This is a genomic window from Catenulispora sp. MAP12-49 (assembly GCF_041262705.1).
Classification (GTDB): domain Bacteria; phylum Actinomycetota; class Actinomycetes; order Streptomycetales; family Catenulisporaceae; genus Catenulispora.
The window spans coordinates 78,464-100,965 of record NZ_JBGCCP010000009.1; the positions used below are offsets into that span (position 1 = coordinate 78,464).

The 22,502-nt window shown below is 69.3% G+C and carries 17 protein-coding genes; 6 read left to right on the forward strand and 11 right to left on the reverse strand.

All coding sequences use genetic code 11. The features are described from left to right. Positions 1 to 51 precede the first annotated feature (51 nt). The 5 genes from ABIA35_RS18570 to ABIA35_RS18590 all read left to right on the forward strand — a co-directional run bounded on the left by ABIA35_RS18570 (position 52) and on the right by ABIA35_RS18590 (position 6,474). Positions 52 to 1,785 carry an ABC transporter ATP-binding protein gene (locus ABIA35_RS18570; protein ID WP_370344226.1) on the forward strand — a complete coding sequence of 578 codons (1,734 nt, stop codon included), beginning with the start codon at positions 52 to 54 and terminating at the stop codon, positions 1,783 to 1,785. Then, a complete protein-coding gene (locus tag ABIA35_RS18575) occupies positions 1,782 to 3,998 on the forward strand; it encodes an ABC transporter transmembrane domain-containing protein (RefSeq protein WP_370358702.1) in 2,217 nt (738 codons plus the stop codon). The genes ABIA35_RS18570 and ABIA35_RS18575 overlap by 4 nt, the downstream gene beginning before the upstream one ends. A gap of 147 nt (positions 3,999 to 4,145) precedes the next feature. Beyond that, positions 4,146 to 4,922 (forward strand): nucleotidyltransferase domain-containing protein, encoded by a 777-nt coding sequence (locus ABIA35_RS18580; protein ID WP_370358704.1) that lies wholly within the window; start codon positions 4,146 to 4,148, stop codon positions 4,920 to 4,922. A 183-nt stretch (positions 4,923 to 5,105) separates the two neighbouring features. After that, on the forward strand, positions 5,106 to 5,957 hold the full coding sequence (locus tag ABIA35_RS18585; RefSeq protein WP_370358825.1) for an esterase/lipase family protein: 852 nt from the start codon (positions 5,106 to 5,108) through the stop codon (positions 5,955 to 5,957). Positions 5,958 to 6,018: 61 nt separating this feature from the next. Then, complete coding sequence (locus tag ABIA35_RS18590; protein ID WP_370358705.1) at positions 6,019 to 6,474, forward strand: HIT family protein; 456 nt, start codon at positions 6,019 to 6,021, stop codon at positions 6,472 to 6,474. 187 nt (positions 6,475 to 6,661) lie between these two features. On the opposite strand, the gene ABIA35_RS18595 is transcribed toward ABIA35_RS18590, so the two are convergent. Next, positions 6,662 to 7,708 (reverse strand): LacI family DNA-binding transcriptional regulator, encoded by a 1,047-nt coding sequence (locus tag ABIA35_RS18595; RefSeq protein WP_370358707.1) that lies wholly within the window; start codon positions 7,706 to 7,708, stop codon positions 6,662 to 6,664. A 147-nt stretch (positions 7,709 to 7,855) separates the two neighbouring features. Here ABIA35_RS18595 and ABIA35_RS18600 point away from each other — a divergent pair, with 147 nt between their 5' ends. After that, the gene (locus tag ABIA35_RS18600) at positions 7,856 to 10,546 is read left to right on the forward strand and encodes a GH92 family glycosyl hydrolase (protein ID WP_370358708.1); all 2,691 of its coding nucleotides are present in this window, start codon (positions 7,856 to 7,858) and stop codon (positions 10,544 to 10,546) included. A gap of 83 nt (positions 10,547 to 10,629) precedes the next feature. Here ABIA35_RS18600 and ABIA35_RS18605 read toward each other — a convergent pair whose 3' ends face one another. From ABIA35_RS18605 to ABIA35_RS18650, 10 genes are all read right to left on the reverse strand, one after another. Then, positions 10,630 to 11,388: an LLM class F420-dependent oxidoreductase gene (locus ABIA35_RS18605; RefSeq protein ID WP_370344232.1), complete on the reverse strand. Its 759-nt coding sequence runs from the start codon at positions 11,386 to 11,388 to the stop codon at positions 10,630 to 10,632. Between the two features lie 143 nt (positions 11,389 to 11,531). After that, positions 11,532 to 11,942: a hypothetical protein gene (locus ABIA35_RS18610; protein WP_370344233.1), complete on the reverse strand. Its 411-nt coding sequence runs from the start codon at positions 11,940 to 11,942 to the stop codon at positions 11,532 to 11,534. 73 nt (positions 11,943 to 12,015) lie between these two features. After that, positions 12,016 to 13,605: an acyl-CoA synthetase gene (locus tag ABIA35_RS18615; protein ID WP_370358709.1), complete on the reverse strand. Its 1,590-nt coding sequence runs from the start codon at positions 13,603 to 13,605 to the stop codon at positions 12,016 to 12,018. A gap of 32 nt (positions 13,606 to 13,637) precedes the next feature. After that, positions 13,638 to 13,985: a S26 family signal peptidase gene (locus ABIA35_RS18620; protein WP_370344235.1), complete on the reverse strand. Its 348-nt coding sequence runs from the start codon at positions 13,983 to 13,985 to the stop codon at positions 13,638 to 13,640. Positions 13,986 to 14,905: 920 nt separating this feature from the next. Beyond that, positions 14,906 to 15,829, reverse strand: coding sequence for a LysR family transcriptional regulator (locus tag ABIA35_RS18625; protein WP_370358710.1), 924 nt, complete (start codon positions 15,827 to 15,829; stop codon positions 14,906 to 14,908). 73 nt (positions 15,830 to 15,902) lie between these two features. Next, positions 15,903 to 17,018 (reverse strand): alanine--glyoxylate aminotransferase family protein, encoded by a 1,116-nt coding sequence (locus ABIA35_RS18630; protein ID WP_370358711.1) that lies wholly within the window; start codon positions 17,016 to 17,018, stop codon positions 15,903 to 15,905. Between the two features lie 81 nt (positions 17,019 to 17,099). Further along, on the reverse strand, positions 17,100 to 18,368 hold the full coding sequence (locus ABIA35_RS18635; RefSeq protein ID WP_370344238.1) for an ROK family protein: 1,269 nt from the start codon (positions 18,366 to 18,368) through the stop codon (positions 17,100 to 17,102). An 88-nt stretch (positions 18,369 to 18,456) separates the two neighbouring features. Next, positions 18,457 to 19,782 carry a sugar ABC transporter permease gene (locus tag ABIA35_RS18640; protein ID WP_370344239.1) on the reverse strand — a complete coding sequence of 442 codons (1,326 nt, stop codon included), beginning with the start codon at positions 19,780 to 19,782 and terminating at the stop codon, positions 18,457 to 18,459. Further along, entirely contained in the window at positions 19,779 to 20,723 is a 945-nt protein-coding gene (locus ABIA35_RS18645) for an ATP-binding cassette domain-containing protein (RefSeq protein ID WP_370344240.1), read from the reverse strand. The genes ABIA35_RS18640 and ABIA35_RS18645 overlap by 4 nt, the downstream gene beginning before the upstream one ends. A gap of 214 nt (positions 20,724 to 20,937) precedes the next feature. Further along, on the reverse strand, positions 20,938 to 22,089 hold the full coding sequence (locus tag ABIA35_RS18650; protein WP_370344241.1) for a sugar ABC transporter substrate-binding protein: 1,152 nt from the start codon (positions 22,087 to 22,089) through the stop codon (positions 20,938 to 20,940). Positions 22,090 to 22,502: the final 413 nt, after the last annotated feature.

Here is a 22,502-nt window from a genome sequence, read left to right on the forward strand (position 1 = left end):
ACGCCGACCGCCACCGCCGCCGGCAGGTGCGAGATAGATGGGACGATCTCCATGCTTATCAGAATCCTGAAACAATACCTGCGACCGTACAGAGGGCCGATCTCGCTGGTCCTGGCGCTGCAGTTCGTGCAGACGCTGTGCGCGCTGTACCTGCCCACGCTGAACGCCGACATCATCGACGACGGCGTGGTCAAGGGCGACACCGGCTACGTCATCAAGACCGGCGCCCTGATGCTCGTGTTCTCGCTGCTGCAGATCTCCTGCTCGATCGGCGCGGTCTACTTCGGGGCGAAGACCGCGACGGCGCTGGGCCGGGACCTGCGGGCCGGGATCTTCGACCGGGTGCAGGCCTTCTCCACCCGCGAGGTGGGCCGGTTCGGGGCGCCCTCGCTGCTCACCCGCACCACCAACGACGTGCTGCAGGTGCAGATGGTGGTCCTGATGACCTTCACCATGGCCGCCGCGGCGCCGGTGATGCTGGTCGGCGGCGTGATCCTGGCGCTGCGCCAGGACGTGCCGCTGTCCGGGCTGCTGGTCGCGATCATCCCGGCGCTGGCCATCGCGATCGGGATCATCATCCGGCGGATGGGTCCGCTGTTCCGGATCGTGCAGGTGCGCATCGACAAGATCAACGGCGTGATGCGCGAGCAGATCACCGGCATCCGCGTCATCCGGGCCTTCGTCAAGGACGAGCACGAGAACGAGCGCTACGGCCGGGCCAACAACGAACTGCTGGACGTCTCCCTGCGGGTCGGCAAGCTGATGGCGCTGATGTTCCCGGTCGTGATGACGATCGTGAACTTCGCCAGCGTCGGCGTGCTGTGGTTCGGTGCCAAGCGCATCGACTCCGGCGGCATGCAGATCGGGTCGCTGACGGCGTTCCTGAGCTACCTGATGCAGATCCTGATGTCGGTCATGATGACCACCTTCATGTTCATGATGGTGCCGCGCGCCGCGGTGTGCGCCGACCGCATCGGCGAGGTGCTGGAGACCGAGTCCAGCGTCGTCCCGCCGACGGTGTCGGTGCTGCCGCAGATCTCCGGCACGCTGGAGTTGCGCGGGGCCAGCTTCAAGTACCCCGGCGCCGAGGACTGCGTGCTGAACAACGTCTCGCTGAACGCCCGGCCCGGCGAGACCACCGCGATCATCGGCTCCACCGGCGCGGGCAAGACCACGCTGCTGAACCTGGTGCCCCGGCTGGCCGACGTCACCGACGGCGCGGTGCTGGTGGACGGCGTGGACGTGCGCGAGCTGGACCCCAAGCGGCTCACCGAGTCGATCGCGATCGTGCCGCAGAAGCCGTACCTGTTCACCGGCACCATCGCCTCCAACCTGCGCTACGGCCGGCCCGACGCCTCCGACGAGGAGCTGTGGCAGGCACTGGAGACCGCGCAGGCCAAGGACTTCGTCGAGCGCATGCCCGAGAAGCTGGACTCGCCGATCTCGCAGGGCGGGACCAACGTCTCCGGCGGTCAGCGCCAGCGCCTGGCGATCGCCCGCGCGCTGGTGCACAAGCCGGAGATCTTCCTGTTCGACGACTCGTTCTCGGCCCTGGACTACAGCACCGACGCGCGCCTGCGCGCCGCGCTGGTGGACCAGACCCGGGAGTCGACGGTGGTCATCGTCGCGCAGCGCGTCTCCACGATCCGCAACGCGGACCGGATCATCGTCCTGGACCAGGGCGTGGTGGTCGGGTCCGGGACCCACAGCGAGCTGATGGAATCCAACGAGACCTACCGGGAGATCGTGCTCTCGCAGCTCACCGAAGAGGAGGCCGCGGCATGAGCACGGGGAACGGGAACGGGAGCGGCGCGAACGCCGAGCAGAACGGCGCCGGCCAGAACGGCGCCAGCCAGAGCAGCGCCGAGCAGAACGGCGCGGCTCAGAACGGTGCAGGCCAGAACGGTGCAGGCCAGAACGGCGCCACCCAGAACGGCGCGGCTCAGAACGGCGCCCAGCCGGAGGCCGCGAACAAGCCGCCGGTCCCGGGCGCGCCCGGCCCCGGCGGCGACCGCCTGGAGACCGAGAGCGAGGGCGACGCGCCCCGTCCGCAGCAAGGCGGCGCGCTGCGCGGCCCGGCGGCGTTCATGTCGGGTCCGGCCGCGAAGTCCAAGGACTTCAAGGGCTCCTCGCGCCGGCTGCTGTCCTACCTGCGTCCGGAGCGCCCGATCCTCATCGTCTCGATGGTGATGGCGGCGATCGGCGTGGGGATGTCGGTCTGGGGACCGAAGCTGCTGGGCAAGGCCACCGACCTGATCTTCGCCGGCGTCATCGGCAAGCAGGCCAAGGCCGGTCCGAACGGCCAGTACCCGACCAAGCAGGAGATCATCCAGCGTCTGCGGGACACCGGCCACGGCACCCAGGCCGACCTGCTGAAGTCCATCAACTTCACGCCGGGCCACGGCATCGACTTCACCAAGGTCGGGCACGTCCTGGCGATCCTGCTGGGGATCTACGTCCTGGTCTTCGTCTGCATGATGATCCAGTCGCGGCTGGTGATCGTGGTGGTCAACCGGGCGATGGCGCGGCTGCGCACCGACATCGAGGCCAAGCTGAGCCGGCTGCCGCTGTCCTACTTCGACAAGCAGCCGCGCGGCGAGGTCCTGTCCCGGGCCACCAACGACGTGGACAACCTGGCGCAGTCGCTGCAGCAGTCGCTGGCGCAGGTGGTGATGCAGGTCTTCACGCTGATCGGCGTGACCGCCTTCATGCTGTGGACCTCCTGGCTGCTGGGCCTGATCGCGATCGCGACGGTGCCGCTGTCGGTGCTGGTCGCCGGGCAGATCGGCAAGCGGTCCAAGCCGCAGTTCGTCAAGCAGTGGGCGGCCACCGGGCGGCTGAACGCGCACATCGAGGAGATGTACACCGGCCACCAGCTGGTGAAGGCGTTCGGCCGGCAGGAGGAGTCGGCGGCGGAGTTCAAGAAGCAGAACGACTCGCTGAACGACGCCAGCTTCAAGGCCCAGTTCATCAGCGGCCTGATCCAGCCGGCGATGATGTTCCTCGGCAACGTCACCTATGTGCTGGTCGCGGTGGTCGGCGGCCTGCGGGTCTCGGCCGGCGCGCTGTCGCTGGGCAGCGTCCAGGCCTCGATCCAGTACACGCGGCAGTTCAGCATGCCGCTGTCGCAGGTCGCGGCGATGGCCAACATGATGCAGTCCGGGGTGGCCTCGGCCGAGCGGATCTTCCAGATCCTGGACGCCGAGGAGATGTCCGCCGAGCCGGCGCAGCCGGTGGAGCTGGAGCACGTCCAGGGGCGGGTGGAGTTCCAGGACGTGAACTTCAGCTACTCCGCCGACCGGCCGCTGATCGAGGACCTGTCGCTGGCCGTGCAGCCGGGGCAGACCGTGGCCATCGTCGGCCCGACCGGGGCCGGCAAGACCACGCTGGTGAACCTCCTGATGCGGTTCTACGAGGTGGACTCCGGCGCGATCCTGCTCGACGGCGTCGACACGGCCCTGATGTCGCGGGAGTACCTGCGGGACCAGACCGGCATGGTGCTGCAGGACGCGTGGCTGTTCGGCGGCACCATCGCCGACAACATCGCCTACGGCACCCAGGACGCCTCGATGGAGCGGATCCAGACCGCCGCGGCGGCCACGCACGTGGACCACTTCGTGCGCACGCTCCCCGACGGCTACGACACCGTGATCGACGAGGAGGGCTCGAACCTCTCGGCGGGCGAGAAGCAGCTGATCACGATCGCCCGGGCCTTCCTGGCCGAGCCGGCGATCCTGATCCTGGACGAGGCCACCTCCTCGGTCGACACCCGCACCGAGGTGCTCATCCAGCGCGCGATGAACAAGCTGCGCGAGGGCCGGACCTCGTTCGTCATCGCGCACCGGCTGTCCACGATCCGCGACGCCGACATGATCCTGGTCATGGAGAACGGCCGGATCGTGGAGACGGGGACGCACACGCAGCTGCTGGACGCCGACGGGGCTTACTCGCGGCTGTACGCGGCCCAGTTCGCGCAGGCCCTGGCCGAGGTCGACTAGTACCGGTCGACTGACACCGGTTCGACTGACCGGTCGATCAAGCCAAAGGCCTGCGTCACCACGGGCCGGCCGACTCCGAGGGGGGAGTCGGCCGGCCCGTTTCGCGTTCGTCACCGACCTGAGAAGAGAGGTTGTTAAGCTCCGAAGATGGCTCACGAGCAAGCGGCAGACCGGTATCTGAAGGCCCTGGAGGCGACCCTCGCGCCGGACATGGTGCGCGGCGTGTACGTCGTCGGCTCCGCCGCGCTCGGCAGTTGGCGGGCCGGGCGCAGCGATCTGGACGTGCTGGTGGTGCTGGACCGCCCGATGAGCGTCTCGGATTCGGCGATGATCGGCGAGATGCACGCCGTGCTGGAGGCCACGCGCGCCGACGGTCCGCACAGCGACGCGCACTACGTCACCCCGGATCTGCTCGGGGCACGCAGCGAGGTGAAAGTTCCGTTCGCGGTGGACGGGGTCTTCAAGCCCGAGGGGCATGTCACCGATCCGGTGCTGTGGGCGGTTCTGGCCAAGCACGGGATCACGCTGCACGGCCCGAGCGCCTCGGAGTTGCGGGTGGCTCCGGATCCGGCGTGGCTGCGGGAGTGGAACCACGGGAACCTGGAGTCGTACTGGCGCGGGCAGGTCGGCTACCGGCCGCATTTCGCGAAACAGGATCCTGACGCCACGGTCGATCCCTACCTGCTGGCCTGGGAGGCGACCGGGCCGGGGCGGCTGCACGCGACGATCGCCACCGGGGAGGTCATCTCGAAGGAGGCTTCGGCGGACTACACGGCGAAGCTCTTCCCGAAGTACGCGGATCTGTGCGCGAAGGCGAAGGCGTATCGGCTGGGCGATGAGAGCGTCACGTGTACGACAACTGAGGTGCTTCGGGTGATCGACCTGGTAGAGGCCGTGTGCAACTCGGCAAAGGAACTGCCATGAATCCGTGACTTCCTGGCTACCTGCGAGTAGCTTTACCGACCGGTAACCACACGCGTGTGACCCTGATCTGTATTGGCCAAATGCAGATCCCCGAACCGCTCGCCCCGGTCTAAGGGAGTCAGTATGCGTCCCTTCAGTTCTCGCGCAATCGCTCCTGCGTCGCTCATTATGCGCAAGTTGCGAATGGGCCCAAACCGCATGCTCCACGCAATTTCCGCCTTGCTCTTGGCTGTGCCGTTCCTGGCATTGGCCGCCCCGGCCCAGGCCGTCACCTCGTCGGGGATCAACGACTTCTCCTGCAGGCCCAGCGCCTCGCACCCCCGACCGGTGGTGCTGGTGCACGGCACGTTCGCCAACGCCGGTGACAACTGGCTGGTCGGCGCGCCCTACATCGCCTCGCGCGGTTTCTGCGTCTTCGAGCTCGACTACGGCCAGGAGCCCGGCATCCCGGTGTTCCACGGTCTGGCGCCGGTGGCGCAGTCCGCGCAGCAGCTCTCCGACTACGTCAACCAGGTGCTGGCGGCCACCGGCGCCTCGCAGGTAGACATCGTCGGGCACAGCCAGGGCGGGATGATGCCCCGCTACTACCTGAAGTTCCTCGGTGGCGCCGCCAAGGTGCACACGCTGGTGGGCCTCGCGCCCTCCAACCACGGCACCGACCTCGACGGCATCGAGACGCTGGCCGCCGACTACTTCCCCGGCGCGATCGGCCTGATCGGCACGGCGTGCCCGGCGTGCACCGACCAGATCGTCGGATCGCCGCTGATGCAACAGCTGAACGCCGGCGGGGACACCGTGCCCGGCGTGCAGTACACGGTGATCTCCACGGTGTACGACGAGGTCGTGACGCCGTGGCAGTCGCAGGCTCTCAGCGGGCCCAACGTGCACAACGTCGTGCTGCAGAACCTGTGCGCCACCGACCTGTCCGAGCACGTGACCATCGGCACCACCGACAAGATCGCGCTGCACGAGACGGTCAACGCCCTGGACCCGGCACACGCGACGCCGACGAACTGCCTGTCGGTCTTCTCGTAGATCGCCTAGTTCCAAGACACGCCCCAGATCCGCCACGATGCGGCAGCTCTAAAGTCGAGCCATGACCCAAGAGCCCGACTGCTACAGCTGCCGCAACGACGCCCGCCTCGCCGACCTGCCGCCCCGCGAACGCATCGGCCACGACGAACACTGGCGCGCGGCACACGCGATCGGCACAGCCCTGCCGGGCTGGCTGGTGCTGGTGCCGCGCCGCCACGTCACGACGATCGCCGAACTGACCGACGCCGAGGCGGCGGGACTGGGCAGCTGGCAGGTCCGGCTCTCGCGCGCGCTGCACGCGGTGACGGGCTGCCAGAAGACCTACGTGGTGCAGTTCGCCGAGGCGGCCGGCTTCGGACACGTGCACTTCCACATCGTCCCCCGCAACCCCGAGCTGCCGCCGGAGCTGCGGGGGCCGCGGGTGTTCGAGCTGCTCGGGCGCGACGAGGACGAGGCCCTCACGGGCGAGCGGATGGATGAGATCGCGGTGGCGCTGAGGGCTGCGTTGGAAAGCTAGGCGATTGATTCCTGGGGGTACCGGCGCGAAACGGTTGATCAGCGGCGCCTGGCCGCCCCGGCCGACCACCCACAGCCAACCAGGCTGCGGGAGGTCGTCCGGGTCGCCCATGCTTGCTGCTGAACCGTTTCGCAAGACTGCTTGTCAGGTGCGGTGCTGCTTGCCGGAACCCCCAGGAATCAACCGTCTAGTCCACCACAGCCTGCTGCACCACGAACCCGCCCGGCAGCGGCGGCCCCACCGCCTTGCCGCCGGATCCGCGGTCCATGAAGCGGGTCGCGAGGACCACCGAGCGGGCGGCGGCGTCGTCGCCGTCGATGCGGCCGAACAGCAGCTGCGCGGCGGTGCGGCCCAGGGCCGCGGGGTCCTGGCTGACCACTGATATCGGCGGGTCGAGCTTGTCGGCGAGCAGGAAGTCGTCGAAGCCGACCAGGGCCAGGCGGCGGGTGGCGCCGGCCTCCACCGCGCCGAGGGTGACCAGGTCGTTGCCGCTGAACAGGGCGGTGGGCGGGTTGGGTGCCTTCATCATGTCGGCGATCGCCCTGGCCGCTTCGGGGACGCCGCGCAGGCCGTGGCGGACCAGGGCCGGGTCGACGGCCAGGCCCGCGGCGGCCATGGCTTGTTCGTAGCCGATGAAGCGTTCGCGCTGGGTCCAGATCTCCTGGCGGTCGCCCAGGTAGGCGATGCGGCTGTGGCCCCGGTCCAGCAGGTGGCGGACGGCCGTGGCGGTGCCGGCGCGGTTGTCCACCGCGACGCAGTCCACGTCCAGGCCGGTGGCCGGGCGGTCGACGCAGACCACCTTCACGCCGCGGGCCATCTGCGCGCGGAAGAAGGGGCGGTTGCCGCCGGTGGGGACCAGGACCAGACCGTCGACCTGGCGGGCACTGAAGGCCGAGACCACGTCGCGCTCGCGGCGCGGGTCGTCGTTGGTGCTGCCGACCAGGACCAGGAAGCCGCGGCGGTACGCCTCGTCCTCCACCGAGCGGGCCAGGGCGGAGAAGAACGGGTTCGCCAGGTCGTCCACCACCAGACCGATGGTGCGCGAATCCTGCGCTTTGCGGCGAAGGTTGCGGGCGATGTCGTTACGCTGGTATCCCAGAGCCCTGATCGCCTCCTCGACGCGGGCGGCCGTGGCCGGCGCCACGCCGGCCTCCCCGGCCACCACGCGCGAGACGGTCATCAGTGACACCCCCGCCGCCTGCGCCACGTCCTTCATCGTGGGCCGCGCTGCCATCCGACCTCCTAGTTCGGCTGGTTAACGTTACCATCCGTGATTCCTCAGCGCCCCCCATTGACAACTCTTCTCAGGGGCCAGACAATCCCCGGTGCCTGTGAACGTTCACAACATACTGAGTCAGTTGCCGTCGAGAGAAGAGACACCGTGACCAGTCCGAACCGCACAGGGCGCCCACCTCGGCGCCGCAGCTCCCTGATATCGGCCGGGGCCTTGATCGCCGCGGCCGCCCTGGGCACCGCGGGCCTGTCCGCCGGCGCCGCGCAAGCCAGCACGAAGGCCGCCGTCAAGGCCGCCTTCGTCGCCGACCCCGCCTCCACGGTCAACACCCTGGTGATGACCTCCGGCGGCGGCAACGACTTCCCGGGCGCCGACTCCCCGTTCGGCATGGTGCAGTGGGGCCCGGACTCCCCCAACGGCAGCCGCAACGACGGCGGCGGCTACGACTACGGCGCCACCAGCACCCGCGGCTTCTCCCTGACGCACATGGCCGGCCCCGGCTGCGGCGCGATGGGCGACGTGCCGGTGCTGCCCTTCACCGGGGGTCTGCCCTCCGGGGACCCGGGTGTGCTCACCGAGTCGCTGAACCACAGCACCGAGACCGGCAACGCCGGCTACTACACGGTGAGCACCGGATCGACGCCGGTGAAGACCGAGCTGACGACCACGGCCCACACCGGGATGGCCCGCTTCACCTTCCCGGCCACAACGCAGGCCGACCTGCTGCTCAAGCTGCTGGACAGCGAGAACGGCAGCAGCAACACCGCCGCGCAGATCGTCGGCAGCAACGAGGTCACCGGCCAAGTCACCTCCGGCGGCTTCTGCGGCGAGACCGGCAGCTACACGCTGCACTTCGACATGGTCTTCGACCAGTCCTTCACGTCCTCGCAGGTCATCTCCGAGAGCGGCCAGGGCAGCCCGAACTCGGTGTTCCTGAACTTCAACACCAGCTCCAACCAGGTGGTCCAGGCCAAGGTCGGCCTGTCCTACGTCTCGGCCGCAAACGCTTCCGCGAACCTGGCCGCCGAGCAGTCGGGGTTCAACTTCTCCACGGTGCAGACCGCGGCGCACAACGCCTGGAACGCGCAGCTGGGCAAGATCCAGATCGCCGGCGGCACCGCCGCCCAGCAGCAGCTGTTCTACACCTCGCTCTACCACGCGCTGCTGCACCCCAACACGGTGACCGACGTCAACGGCCAGTACATGGGCTTCGACAACGCCGTGCACACCGCGGCCTCCGGGCACGCGCAGTACGACCAGTTCTCCGGCTGGGACGTCTACAAGGGGCAGACGCAGCTCGACGCGTTCGTCGACCCCTCGATCGCCTCGGACCAGGCCCAGTCGCTGGTCAACGACTACGCCCAGGGCGGGACGTTCCCGCAGTGGGGCTTCATGAACTTCTACAACTGGGTCATGGACGGTGACCCGGCCACCGCGGCGATCTCCAACTACTACGCCTTCGGCGGCACCGGCTTCGACACGTCGACAGCGCTGTCGGACATGCTCACCGAGGCCACCACGAACAACAACGTGCGCCGCGGCACCTCGCTGGAGAACACCTACGGCTACCTGCCCTCCGACCTGTACACCGGGTCCCTGGGCTGCTGCAACGTCCGCGACTCGGCCTCCAGCCTGATCGAGTACGACAACGCCGACTTCGCCCTGTCCCGCTTCGCCTCGGCCATGGGCGACTCGGCGAACGCCACCAAGTTCAACGTCCGGGCCAACAACTGGAAGCACATCTTCAACCCGGCCAACCAGCTGCTGAACCCGGTGGAGTCCAACGGGAACTTCGACAGCATCACCACCGGCACCACGACCGGGTTCACCGAGTCCACGGCCGCGCAGAACCGCTTCGACGTCGGCTTCGACCAGACCGGACTGGCCGCGCTCTACGGCGGCAACAGCACGATCAACTCGGCGCTGGACTACTACTTCCAGACCTTCAACAGCGCCCACTCCGACCAGTCGTTCCTGTCCAACGAGGTGGACCTGGGCACCCCCTGGTTCTACGACTGGACCGGCGAGCCCTCGCACACCCAGTCGGTCGTGAACCGGTTCCTGAACCAGCTGTACCAGGACACCCCCGGCGGTTTCCCGAACAACGACGACCTGGGCACCATGTCCTCGCAGTACGTCTGGGGCGCCCTGGGCATCTACCCGGTGACCCCGGGCAGCGCGGACCTGGCGTACAACAGCCCGCTGTTCACGCAGGCGGTCGTGCACCTGGACTCCGGCAAGACCATCACGATCAACGCCCCGGCCGCCTCGTCGAGCAACTACTACGTGCAGTCGCTGAACGTGAACGGCACGGCCAGCACGCACACCTGGCTGCCGGCCTCGACCTGGAAGGCCGGCGTCACGCTGGACTTCACGCTCGGCTCCTCGGCGTCCTCCTGGGGCACCGGCGCCGGCGACGCGCCGCCGTCCTACGACCAGAGCAGCTCCGGCAGCAGCACCGGCCCGATCACCTCGGGCATCGCCGGCAAGTGCGCCGACGACAGCAGCCGCGGCACCGCCAACGGCACGCACATCCAGCTGTGGACGTGCAACGGCTCGGTCGCGCAGCAGTTCACGGTCAACTCCAACGGGAGTCTGGGCGTCATGGGCGGTTGCGTGGACGTCACCAGCGGCGGCACCACCGACGGCACCCTGGTGCAGCTGTACACGTGCAACGGCACCGGGTCCCAGGTGTGGCAGCAGCAGTCCAACGGCTCGCTGGTGAACCCGCAGTCCGGCAAGTGCCTGGACGACCCGAACAGCACCACGACCGACGGCACGCAGTTGCAGATCTACACCTGCAACGGCACCAACGCCCAGAAGTGGACGCTGCCGTAACGGTCGAGACGCAAGGCGAAAACTCAAGTAATCAGGGGCCTGGTTCACAGCGAACCAGGCCCCTGATGCCGTTCCCGGGCCTCTCAGTCGCGCGCGTGCTCCAGCAGCCGCCGGATGTTGTCCAGCGGGAACGGGTAGTCCCCGCCGAGGATGATGTGGTCCGCGCCGGCGTCCAGGTAGGCCTGGTAGTTGTCGATCTCGTCGTCGCTGATCATCACGGTGCGCTCCACGGCCTTGGGGTCCCGGCCGACCTTCGCGCACCACTCGTCCAGCACCTGGTTCTTGTGCCGGAAGTTCTCCACCGGGCCGAAGGTGTTCCACATGTCGGCGTACTGCGCCACCAGCCGCAGCGTCACCTTCTCCCCGCCGCCGCCGATCAGGATCGGCAGATCGGGGTCGGCCGGGTTGAGCTTGCCCAGGCGCTCCTTGATCCGCGGCAGCGCGTCCCTGAGCGCGCGCAGCCGCTCCGGCGCCGTTCCGAACTCATAGCCGTACTCGTTGTAGTCCCGCTCGAACCAGCCGGCCCCGACGCCCAGGACATAGCGGCCGCCGGAGAGCTGGTCGACGGTGCGCGCCATGTCCGCCAGCAGCTCGGGGTTGCGGTAGCTGTTGCAGAACACGAGCATGCCGAAGCGGGCCCGCGTGGTGGTCACGGCCATCGCCGCGAGCAGGCTGGAGCCCTCGAAGTGGGTCCCCTCCGGGTCCCCGCTGAGCGGGTAGAAGTGGTCCCAGGTCCAGATCGAGTCCACACCGAGCTCGTCCGCGCGCTGCCACGCCTCGCGCAGGGCGGTGATGTCGGTGTGCTGGGGGCGCAGTTGCACGCCTACTTTGAATCGCGCCATGTCCGGCGGTCCTCACTGTGGGGTGGGGTGGGGGCTTACCGGATTACTCCATCACACTCGATACCGTCCTGGGCGGCCGACCGGCCGATGAGATGGCGGACGTCCAGCACGGGCCCGCACGGCCTACTGGGGCCTACTGGGGCCTACTGGGGCGGAGCGCCCTTCGACCCGTCGCACATCGGCACCCCGCCGAACGCGCCGTTGTTCGCGCCGCCGTGGCCGTCGACCGCGTTGACCCAGCCCCACTTCTGGTTGTCGCCCTCGGTCCAGCCCCACCAGTTGTTGAAGTACTGGCCGCCGCTCTCGGTCCGGGTGCCGCCCTGCGCCTGGCAGATCACCCAGTTCGTGCCCTGAGGCAGGTAGCCGACGGTGGCGCCGCCGCTGCTGACCACCGGGGAGCCGGCGCTGTAGCCGTTGCCCGCCGTGTCGAAGGGGCAGTTGATGCCGGTGCCCTGCGGGGTCACACTCCCCATGCCGCCGGCTCCCAGCCGGCCGGTCAGTACGTACGGCCCGATCCGCTGTGGGTCCCCGGCACCAAGCGTCTGCATCGTCATCGTCCCCCATCCCGTTCTGCGACTGACGATCAGATGGTTACCATACCGATGACATCCAAGATCATGGCCACGGTCATGAGCTCGCGTGGGTCTCCCGCAACTCGCGCTTGAGAACCTTGCCGGAGGGGTTCTTCGGCAGCGCCGGGACGACGACGACCTTCTTGGGCGTCTTGAACCCGGCCAGCCGCGCCCGGCAGAACTCGATGACGTCCTCCGGCTCCAGCCGCTCCCCCGGCTTCAGGACCACCGCCGCGCACACCGTCTCGATCCAGTACGGGTCCGGCACGCCGAACACCGCGACCTCGGCGACGGCCGGATGCTGGTAGACGGTCTCCTCGACCTCACGGCTGGCGACGTTCTCGCCACCGGTCTTGATCATGTCCTTCTTGCGGTCCACGACGCGCAGGAAGCCCTCGTCGTCCATGACGCCGAGGTCGCCGCTGTGGAACCAGCCTCCGCGGAAGGCCTCGGCGGTGCGCTCCGGGTCGTTCCAGTAGCCGAGCATGGTGTGCGGGCCCCGGTGCACGATCTCTCCGACCTCGCCGCGCGGGACCTCCGCACCGTCGTCGTCGACGACGCGGGTCTCGACGTTGAGGGCTGCGCGGCCGGCCGAGCCGGGCTTGCGTTCCTGGTCCTCGGGGCCCAGGACGGTGGCCACGGGGGACATCTCGGTCTGGCCGTAGAAGTTGTACAAGCGCAAAGACGGCAGGCGGCGGCGCAGTTCGGCCAGGACCTCGACCGGCATCGCGGCGGCACCGTAGTAGCCCTTGCGCAGGGTGCTGAGGTCGCGGCTGTCGAAGTCGGGATGGCGCAGCAGCGCGATCCAGACGGTCGGCGGGCAGAAGAACTTGGTGGCGCCCTCCTGCTCGATGGTGCGCAGGATGGTCGCGGGATCGGCGCCGGGGAGCACGATGCTGGTGGCGCCGAGCTGGATGTCCGGGGTGAGGAAGCAGTGCAGCTGCGCACAGTGGTAGAGCGGCAGGGCGTGGACTTCGACGTCGTCGGCGGACATCTCGCCGCAGACGATGGCGCTGGTGTACTGGGCGACCAGGTTGCGGGTGGACATGACGGCGCCCTTGGGGCGGGACTCCGTGCCGGAGGTGTACATGATCTGGACGGGGTCGTCGTCGGTGACCGGGGCGTCGGGCTCCTCGGCGTCGGCGTCCTGATACGCGGCCTCGAAGTCGAGCCAGCCTTCGGGGACGCCGCTGCCGCTACCGATGGCGGCTTTGAGGACTGGTGCCGCCGTCCCGGCCGCCTGCCAGGCACGGTCCGCGGTGTCGGCGAGGGCGTCCTCGGCGATGACGGCGACGGCCCCGGAATGCGTGAGGACGTAGGCGATCTCCTCGGGCCCGAGCATGAAGTTCACCGGCACGGAGACCGCCCCGAGCCGCGCCAGCGCGAAGTAGGCGACGACGAAGCCGTGGGAGTTGTGCGCCAGGAGCAGAACCCGGTCGCCGCGCCGGACGCCGCGGGCCGCCAGGGCGTTCGCGGCGCGGCTGACGGTCGTGTCGAGCTCGGCGAAGGTCTGCCGAACGCCGCCGAAGACCAGAGCGAGCTTGCCGGGATCCCGGGCGGCGGTGCGGCGCAGCAGGTCGGCGAGCGCGCCGCGGCGCGCGAGGGACTGGTCGGCGGTGGGGTGCCACGCGTTCTGGACCGTCATCGGTCCAGGGAAGCGGCAGGGGCCCGAGCCCGTCAAGAGGCGATGGTCTTCCCGGAGGTTCCGGGCCGAGCCACGCCCTCGACCTCGGTACAGATACCGAAGACGCGCGCATGCCCGGTCCACCCGTTGACCCGGCCGCGGTTGTTGCTGATCTGGACGCGCGCGTTCGCATGGTCGACAGCCGAGACCAGGTGCAGGTAGGTGGTCCCGGCGACGCGCACCAGGACGATGTCGCCGGTCTCAAGCTTGGCCGGATCGACGGGAGCGACGGTCACCTGCTGGCGGCTGCGGATCAGCGGCACCATCGAGGAGCCGGTCGGACGAAAGCGCACCTCGGTGCCGGCGGCGACGCGCGCCGCGAAGGCGTCGAGCATTCCCATGAGGGCAGGATGTCAGGGCTCGATGGCGGGGGCCAGGGGATTCGGCGGTGGTGGTTGGGGCGTGGGTGGCTGGCTGGGGCGTGCCGGGCGTGGTTTGTTGGTCGGGTTTAGAAGCTTTTCACGGCTTCGCTCATGGTTTGCGGGATCCGTAGGGTGGCGCGGTCGTGGGGCGGTGGTCGGGGCGCGTTGGCTGCTGATGGTCTGGGCAGGTGGTGCTGTCTACTGCATCGGGGAATCCGGGACAAACCCCCTGTGGTGTGGACCGGGTCCACTTCTCGAGTGCACGCGGCGGTGAGGTGGTGTGCGCGAGGTGCGGGGATCCTTCCCACAGGCGGGGTTGTCCCGGTTCCCTCGTCGCTGTCGGCGGGCTCTGCCAATCATTCCGGACTGGCGGTGTCAAGTCGCACGAAACCGGACCACAGCAGCGTGTGATCCGACTTGATACCGCCAGGCCGGGATGATTCCGTCTACGGCGACGACAGCGACGAGGGAACCGGGACAGAGGCGACCACAACTCAGACCGCCGCCCACGCGGGGTGTTGATGTCCCCTCAGAGCCTGGAGTGCCCGCCGGAGGCGCCTGCCTTTGATCTTGATCTTCGGTGCCCACCAACCGCGGCCGCCGCCCGCCAGACCAAACGCGTGCGCAGTGACTCGGACCCACGCGCGCTCTTGAACAGCCACAACCGCCGGCCGCCAACGCGACACGAGGCACACCACCGAACCGCGCCCCCAGCGGATCCTTCTTCAACCCGCGCGAAGCCGTAAGAAAACGCCCTTGACTGTCAAACAACGAACAGACTCTGCCAAAAGACCCATACCGCACCCACGCCCAAGCCAGCGGCACCACCCTTCTGCCCGTGCCTCAGTGCCTCAGTGCCTCAGTGCCTCAGTGCCTCAGTGCCTCAGTGCCTCAGTGCCTCAGTCCCCCGCCCCCTCGCCAGCCGGCCAGGTCCGCAGCCCGCGCACCAAGCCCAGGAACGCCCGCTCGGCCGGCGACAGCAGCCGGTCGCGCCGGTAGGCGACCACCACCGGCCTGGAGCGCAGCGGCGGGTCCACGTCCAGGACCACCAGGCGTCCGTCGCGGACCTCGGCGTCGATGGCGTGCTCGGAGATCAGCGATATGCCCAGGCCCGCGGCGACCGACTGCTTGATGGTCTCCGGGCCCCACATGTCGGCCTTGGCCATGTCGTCCAGGTCCCAGCCGATGAGGGCGGCTTCTTGCAGGTCGCGGGTCTGGGAGCCGGGTTCGCGCAGCAGGAAGCGTTCGGCGGCCAGTTCCCTGGGTGCCAGCGGGGCGGTGGTGCTGGTCAGGGGGTGGCCGGGTGCCGCGACCAGCAGCAGGCGCTCGTCCAGGACCGTCTCGGTCTTCAGCTGCGGGGCTCCGGGCTGGCCGGCGACGATGGCCAGGCCCAGTTCGCCTTCCAGGAGGCGCTTCACGATCTGGCCGTTGTTGCCGACCACGATGTCGCACTCGATCGCACGGTGCCGTTCGCGGAAGCGGGCCAGCAGGCGCGGCAGCAGGTAGGTGCCGACGGTGGTGGTGCCGCCGACCTCCAGGCGGCCGGACTGGACGCCGGAGACCTCGCGGATGGCCGCGACCGCTTCCTCGGTGAGCAGGAACACCCGGCGGGCGTACTCGACCAGCACTTCGCCCTCGGCGGTGGGGCGGATGCGGGGGCCGGAGCGGTCGATCAGGGTGGTCTGCAGCGACTGTTCGAGGTTGCGGACGTGGTTGGAGACCGAGGGTTGGCTCATGTAGAGCTTCTGGGCGGCGGCCGAGAAGCCGCCGGTCTCCACCACGGTCATGAAGATCGACAGACGGTGCAAGTTCAGCTGCGTCACGGTTGGCCCACTTCCCACGCCTCCTGCCCCGTGCCCGTCAGCCTATTCCGCGAGGTTGACAACGGGCATCCGTTCAGCGACCTGCGCGGATCTTCGCGATGGACGTTTCCAGCGCGGTCAGGAACCGTTCCAATGTGGGCAGCGGGAGTTCGCCCATCGTGGAGACCCGGAAGAAGGTCTTCGCCAGGTCGCCCTGGCCGGCGTAGATGACGAAGCCCTCGTCCTTGAGGGCGTCGTGCAGCTCGGGATACGTGATGCCCTCGGGCAGGTAGATCATGGAGATCGAGTTCGACCGGTGCTGCTCGGGGATCAGGACCTCCAGTCCCAGCCGCGCGAGTCCGGCGCGCACCAGGGCGGCCCGTTCCTTGTACTCCGCCACGCGCGCCGCGACGCCGCCGCGCTCCTCCAGTTCCTTGATGGCCTCGTCCAGGGCGAAGCACACCTGGACGGCCGGGGTGAACGGGACGTCACCCTTGCGCTGGCCGGTGAGGTAGGTATTGGCGTTCAGGTACAGCGAGCGGACCGGGACCTCCGCAAGGCGCTCGATCCCCTTGTCGGAGCACAGGATGAAGGAGATGCCGGGCAGTCCGTGGAGTCCCTTGTTCGCGGTGCCGCAGATGATGTCGGCACACAGGTCCTCGTGGCCCTCGTCCTCGATCGCGGTGGCGCTGATCGCGTCCACCACCATCAGCACCCCGGCCTCCCGCGCGATCCGGCCGATGGCGCCGACCGGGTTGATCATGCCGGTGGTGGTCTCGTGCTGCACGACCGCGACGGCGTCCACGTCCGGGTGCCCGGCCAGTGCCGCGCGCACCGCCTCGGGGTCGGCCGGCTCGGTCCACTCGCCGGTCACCGAGTGCACCGTGATCCCGTTGACCTCGGCGATCCGGGCCAGCCGGTCGCCGTAGACGCCGTTGCGCACCACCAGGATCGAGCGGCCGGCGCGCACCGCGCTGATGACCGCCATCTCCATCGCGGAGGTCCCCGAGCCGGTGACGACGATCGCCTCGTGCGTGTCGCCGACGTTCAGCACCCGGGTCAGGCCGGCGCGGATCGAGGCCAGCAGCTCGGAGAACTCCGGCTCGCGGTGGCACCAGTCGCCGCGGCCCAGGGCGGCGCGGACGCGGTCGGTCGTGCACGCCGGGCCGGGGTTGAGGAGGACCAGGGGGCTGCCGGGATTCGCTGTCATGCGCCTCAGGCTAGGCGCGTGATCATGGGGTGCGCGATGGCTGTTCCGGCATGGCGGCCATAGCCGAAAACGGTGTGGGAATCAGCCCGCCACAGCTCCGCGTCCGCCGGAGAGCGCCTGCTGCTGCACGAATCCCAGCGGGTCGGCCAGCAGCGGCTCGAAAGCCTTCTCCGCGGCCCCGATCAGCGTGGAGTCCGCGCCCAGGCCCGGCGTCACCAGGCGCACGCCCTCGCGCACCACGCCCAGGCTCCCGGACAGCAGGTTCGTGCGGATCTGCCCCTGGATGCCGGGGAAGACGTCGCCGAACAGGCCGCCGAAGATCACCATCTTGGGGTTGAAGATCGTGACGATGTTCGCCACGCCCAGGGCGATCCAGCCGCCGATGTGCTCCAGGGCCCGCACCGACTTCTCGTCGCCCGTGGCCGCCTCGGCGACCAGTTCGGCCACGGTGGCCCGGCGGCCGTCGGCGTGGCCGGCCGCGGCCAGGATCGCCGGCTCGCCGATCTCGGTCTCCCAGCAGCCGCGCGCGCCGCAGCGGCACAGCCGGCCGGAGGGGTTGACCACCATGTGGCCGACTTCGCCGGCGTAGCCGTCGTGGCCGGACATGGCCTCGCCGCCGGCGATCACCCCGGCGCCGACGCCGACCTCGCCGACGATGTACACCAGGTCGTCGCAGCCGACCGCGGCGCCGCGGGTGCGTTCGGCCAGGGCGCCGAGGTCCGCGTCGTTGCCGACGGCGACCGGGGCGTCGATGCCGAAGGTCTCCATCAGGCGGCGGTGCAGGATGTCGCCGAGCGGGGCGTCGCCCCAGTCGTCCCAGTTCATGTTGGGAACGAAGCGCAGCATGCCGTCGGTGGAGCGGACGGCGGCCGGCACCGCGGCCCCCACGCCCGCGCACAGGGCGCCGGCGGGGATGTCCTCGGAGGCGAGCAGTTCGCCGGTGAACCGTTCCAGGTGCCCCATGACGTCTTCGAGGTCGTAGTCGCCGCGCGGGCGGTACAGCTCGCGCCGGTCGAGCACCTGCCCGCCCAGGCCCACCCGGGCCGCGACGACGAAGTCGACCCCGATCATGTAGGCCAGCGCGTACACGTGCGCCGCCCTGGGCACCACCACCAGCGACGGCCGCCCCGCCCCGAGGTGCTGCCCGGGCAGCTCCTCCTCGACGAGCCCGGCCGAGGACAGGTCGGCGGTCAGGGCGCCGATCGTCGAGCGGTTCAGGCTCATGCTCGCGGTGAGCACGGCCCGCGAGGTGGGCCCGTGCTGGTGGACATAGCGCAAGAGAGTCGACAGGTTGTGCCGGCGCAGCTCCTCCTGGGTCACTCCGTAGGTGAACCCCTTGCGGGCCCTCATGGTTCTCTCCTCGCTGCGCATGTCGGCGCGTGTCGGCTGGTTTCAGCCGGTCTCGGTCATTATCGACCGAGACCGACCGATTCTCGCCTCAGCGCGAGTCGCCCTTGCCGACGCGGCGCGAGGCCGCGTCGAACCCGGCCGCCAGGAGCAGCACCAGACCGGTGACGATCCACTGCCAGGCCTGGCTGTTCGCGCCCTTGATCAGGTCGCCCATGCCGTTCTGGATGACGGCCACGACCAGGCCGCCCCAGACCGCGTCCATGATGCGGCCGCGTCCGCCGAACAGGCTGGTGCCGCCGATGACGGCGGCGCCGACGGCCAGCAGCAGGGTGTTGCCGGCGCCGAAGTTCGAGGCCACCGACTCCAGCTGCGAGGCCTGCACGATGCCGGCCACCGCGGCCAGCAGCGAGCACAGGACGAACACCGAGATGCGGATCCGGTCGACCCGGATACCGGCCCGGCGCGCGGCCTCGTCGTTGCCGCCGACGGCGTAGACGTGGCGGCCGTAGCGGGTGCGGCTGAGCAGGAACGTCAGGCCGACGGTCAGGACGATCAGCAGCAGGACGACCCAGGGGATGCCCTCGATCTTCAGGTTGTTGAAGAACGCGTTCTGCTGGATCGCGCGGTTCTCGCCCAGCAGGTAGACGAAGACCGTGCCGAGGATCACCATGAGCAGCGTCTTGGTGAAGGTCACCAGGACCGGCTCGGCCTCCAGGCCGGCCGCCCGGCGGCTCACCGACAGGCGCAGCTTGACCAGCGTGTAGCCGCCGGCCACCACGGCCAGCAGCACCCAGCCCAGCCACAGCGGCATCAGGTTGTTGTTGTAGCCCTCGAGCGTGATGATCGGCTTGGCGGCCTGGTCCGGCAGCGAGATCGAGCCGGCCTTGCCGACCTGCATCAGCACGATGCCCTGGAAGGACAGGAACGCGGCCAGGGTGACGACGAAGGACGGGATGCGCACCTTGGCGCGCAGCCAGCCGATGACGAAGCCGAGCACGGCGCCGGTGATGACGGCGGCGATCACGGCCAGCCACCACGGCAGGCTGTGCCGCACGATCATGACCGCCATCAGCGCCGCGCACACGCCGGAGGCGGTGCCCGCGCTCAGGTCGATCTCGCCCAACAGCAGGACGAAGACCAGGCCCATGGCCAGCACGATGATCGGCGCGGCCTGGGTGACCAGGTTGGCGATGTTGTACAGCGACAGGAAGCCGTTCTGCACGATCGCGAAGAAGACGACCAGGACGATCAGGCCGGCCACGGCCGGGGCCGAGCCCAGCTCGCCGCCGCGCGCCCGGTCGATGCGGTTGCGGCCGTAGGCCAGCAGCGTGCCGACCGCGCCGGTGCCACCGGTGGTGCCGTCCGCCTCGGCGGCGGTGCCGGTCCCGGTGGGGTTCTCGGTGGTGCTGCTCATTCCGTGCCCCCCTCGGGAGTCGCGTCGGTCGGGCCGGTCTTGTTGGCCTCGGCGGCGGCCAGGGCTTCGGCGACGCCGGTGCCGCCGGCGGCGTTCAGGCCCTCGGCGTGGCCGTTGCCGTTGCCGTTGGTCCCGTTGGCGCCGGGCTGCAGGCCCAGGTCCCCGGAACGGCCGGCGGTGATCAGCTCGACGATCTGGGTCTGGGTCACGTCCGAGCGCTTGACCTGCGCGGCCATCTGGCCCAGGTACAGCGCGGCGATCCGGTCGGAGACCTCGAGCACGTCGCGCATGTTGTGCGAGATCAGGATGACCGCGTGGCCGCGGTCGGCCAGCCGGCGCACCAGCTCCAGGACCTGCGCGGTCTGGGCCACGCCGAGCGCCGCGGTCGGCTCGTCGAGGATGACGACCTTGGAGTTCCACAGCACGGACTTGGCGATCGCCACGGTCTGCCGCTGGCCGCCGGACAGGCTGGAGACCTGCTGGCGCAGCGACTTCACGGTGCGCACCGACAGACCGGCCAGCGTCTCGCCGGCCAGGCGCTCCATGGTGTTCTCGTCCAGCGTCTTCCAGGCGGAGACGCGCTCGCGGCCCAGGAACATGTTGCCGACGATGTCCAGGTTCTCGCACAGCGCGAGGTCCTGGTAGACGATCTCGATGCCGAGCCCGGCCGCGTCGCGGGGGTCGTGCACCTTCACGTCGCGGCCTTCGAACACGTACTCGCCGCTGTCGATGGAGTACGTGCCACCGATGCACTTCACCAGCGTGGACTTGCCGGCGCCGTTGTCGCCGACCAGAGCGGTGACCTCGCCGGCGTGGGCCTCGAAGTTCACGTCGCGCAGGACGTGGACCGGGCCGAAGGACTTGTTGACACTCCGCAACTGAAGGATCGGCTCGCCCGATCCCGCCGTCCGGGGTGCCGTGGACGTGGTTGTTTCCGTCACCTCACACCTCTCTCAACTCATGACGCCCAGCAATCGAACGGTCGAGCCAGAGCGGTCGAGCCCGAACGGTCTTGCTCTTCAGCGACCGCCGCCGGCCGCCGTGTGGGCTTCGCAGGGGGGTTATGCAGCTCCCGCGCGGAGCACCGACCAGCGGCGGCGGTGTCGGAAAGTGGGAACCCGACACGCTGCCGCCGCCGGTCGTATGCGGCGTTCCTTACTTGATGCCGGCCGTCGCGCACAGAGCGGCGAAGTTGCCGGTGCACACGTCGGAGGCCTTCTGGTAGCCGTCGGTGAACGGCAGGGTGATGTTGCTCTTGTCCACGACGACCGGGGTCGCCAGGTAGGACGGGACGTCACGGTTGCCGGTCGGGTCGTGGACCGTGGACGGCGCGGTCGGCTTCTGGCCGGACAGGATCTGGCTGGCCAGCTTGACGGCCACGTCGGCCTCGCCCTTGACCGGCTTGTAGATCGTGAAGCACTGGTCGCCGGTCAGGATGTTCTGCAGACCGGTCGCGGTCGCGTCCTGGCCCGAGACGGCCACCTTGCCGTTGAGGCCCTGCTGCTTCAGGACGGTGATGGCCGCGTTGGCCATCTCGTCGTTGGCGACCATGACCGCGTTCAGGTCCGGGGCGCCCTGCAGCAGCTTCTGGAACACCGACTGGGCGGTGCCGGCCGGGTTGTCCCAGTTGCCGGACTGGTCGCCGGCCTGGGTCCAGCCCGCCTGCTTGCTCAGCACGCTGTCGTAGCCCTGCTTGAACAGCGTCGCGTTGTTGTCCGTCGCGGCGCCGTCCTCCTCGACGTACTTCACCGCGGACTTGCCGGCGACCTGGGCACACTTGGTCAGCGCGGTGCCCTGGGCCTGGCCGACGGCCACGTTGTCGAAGGAGACGTAGTACTGCGCGCTGCCGCCGAGCGTCAGGCGGTCGTAGTCGATGGTGACGACGCCCTTGGCCTGGGCCTGGGCCTCGATCGCCTTGGCCGAGCCGGAGTCCAGGTTGACGATCATCAGGACGCCGACGCCCTCGTTGAGCATCGACTGCGCCTGCGTGGTCTGCGTGGTCGCGGAGCCGTTGGCGTTCTGGATGTCACAGGTCAGGCCGTAGCTCGCACACTGCGTCTTCAGCTCGTTCGGGTCGGAGTTGACCCAGCGCGGCGAGGAGGAGGTGTCCGGCAGCAGGATGCCGACCTTGTTGTTCTTGTAGCTGGGCGTGCCACTGCTGCTGCTGCTCGAGCCCGACGCGGCGGTGGTCGAAGACCCGCCACCGGTGGTGGAAGAAGAACCGCTGCTCTTAGAGCTGCTGCAGCCAGCCGCGCTCAACGCAACCGCGGCGCCGAGTGCGGTGATAGCGAGGATCGCCTTACGCATGGGAGCTTGCCCCTTTCTGGTTCCGCACGTCGCCTACCCCCGGGAGGCGCCGCCGATATGTTGACGCGCAAAACCTATTCGGGTTTCGACCATGATCGCTATGAGCTGGCGGACACGAATCCGCCATGAACGCGTCACGAAACGGCAACGTAAGGACTATTAGACGCCGCCACGGCCGCACTCAGCACGGATAGCGCCTCGTCGGGGCGGGAGCCGGGGGCACTGGACGGATTGCCGGACACGCGCAGTCCAGGTGGTCGAGGTTCGCCTGGCCGGGGTGCGCACCTCAAATACGCTCAACGCCTGATGCCCAACGGCGCGGTGGTGTTGGTGGGACGGTAATGAACAGCGGCCGGATGGGGGGCTTTCGTGGCGGGCGGCAACCTTGATCGCGGCGACGCAGCACCTTTAGG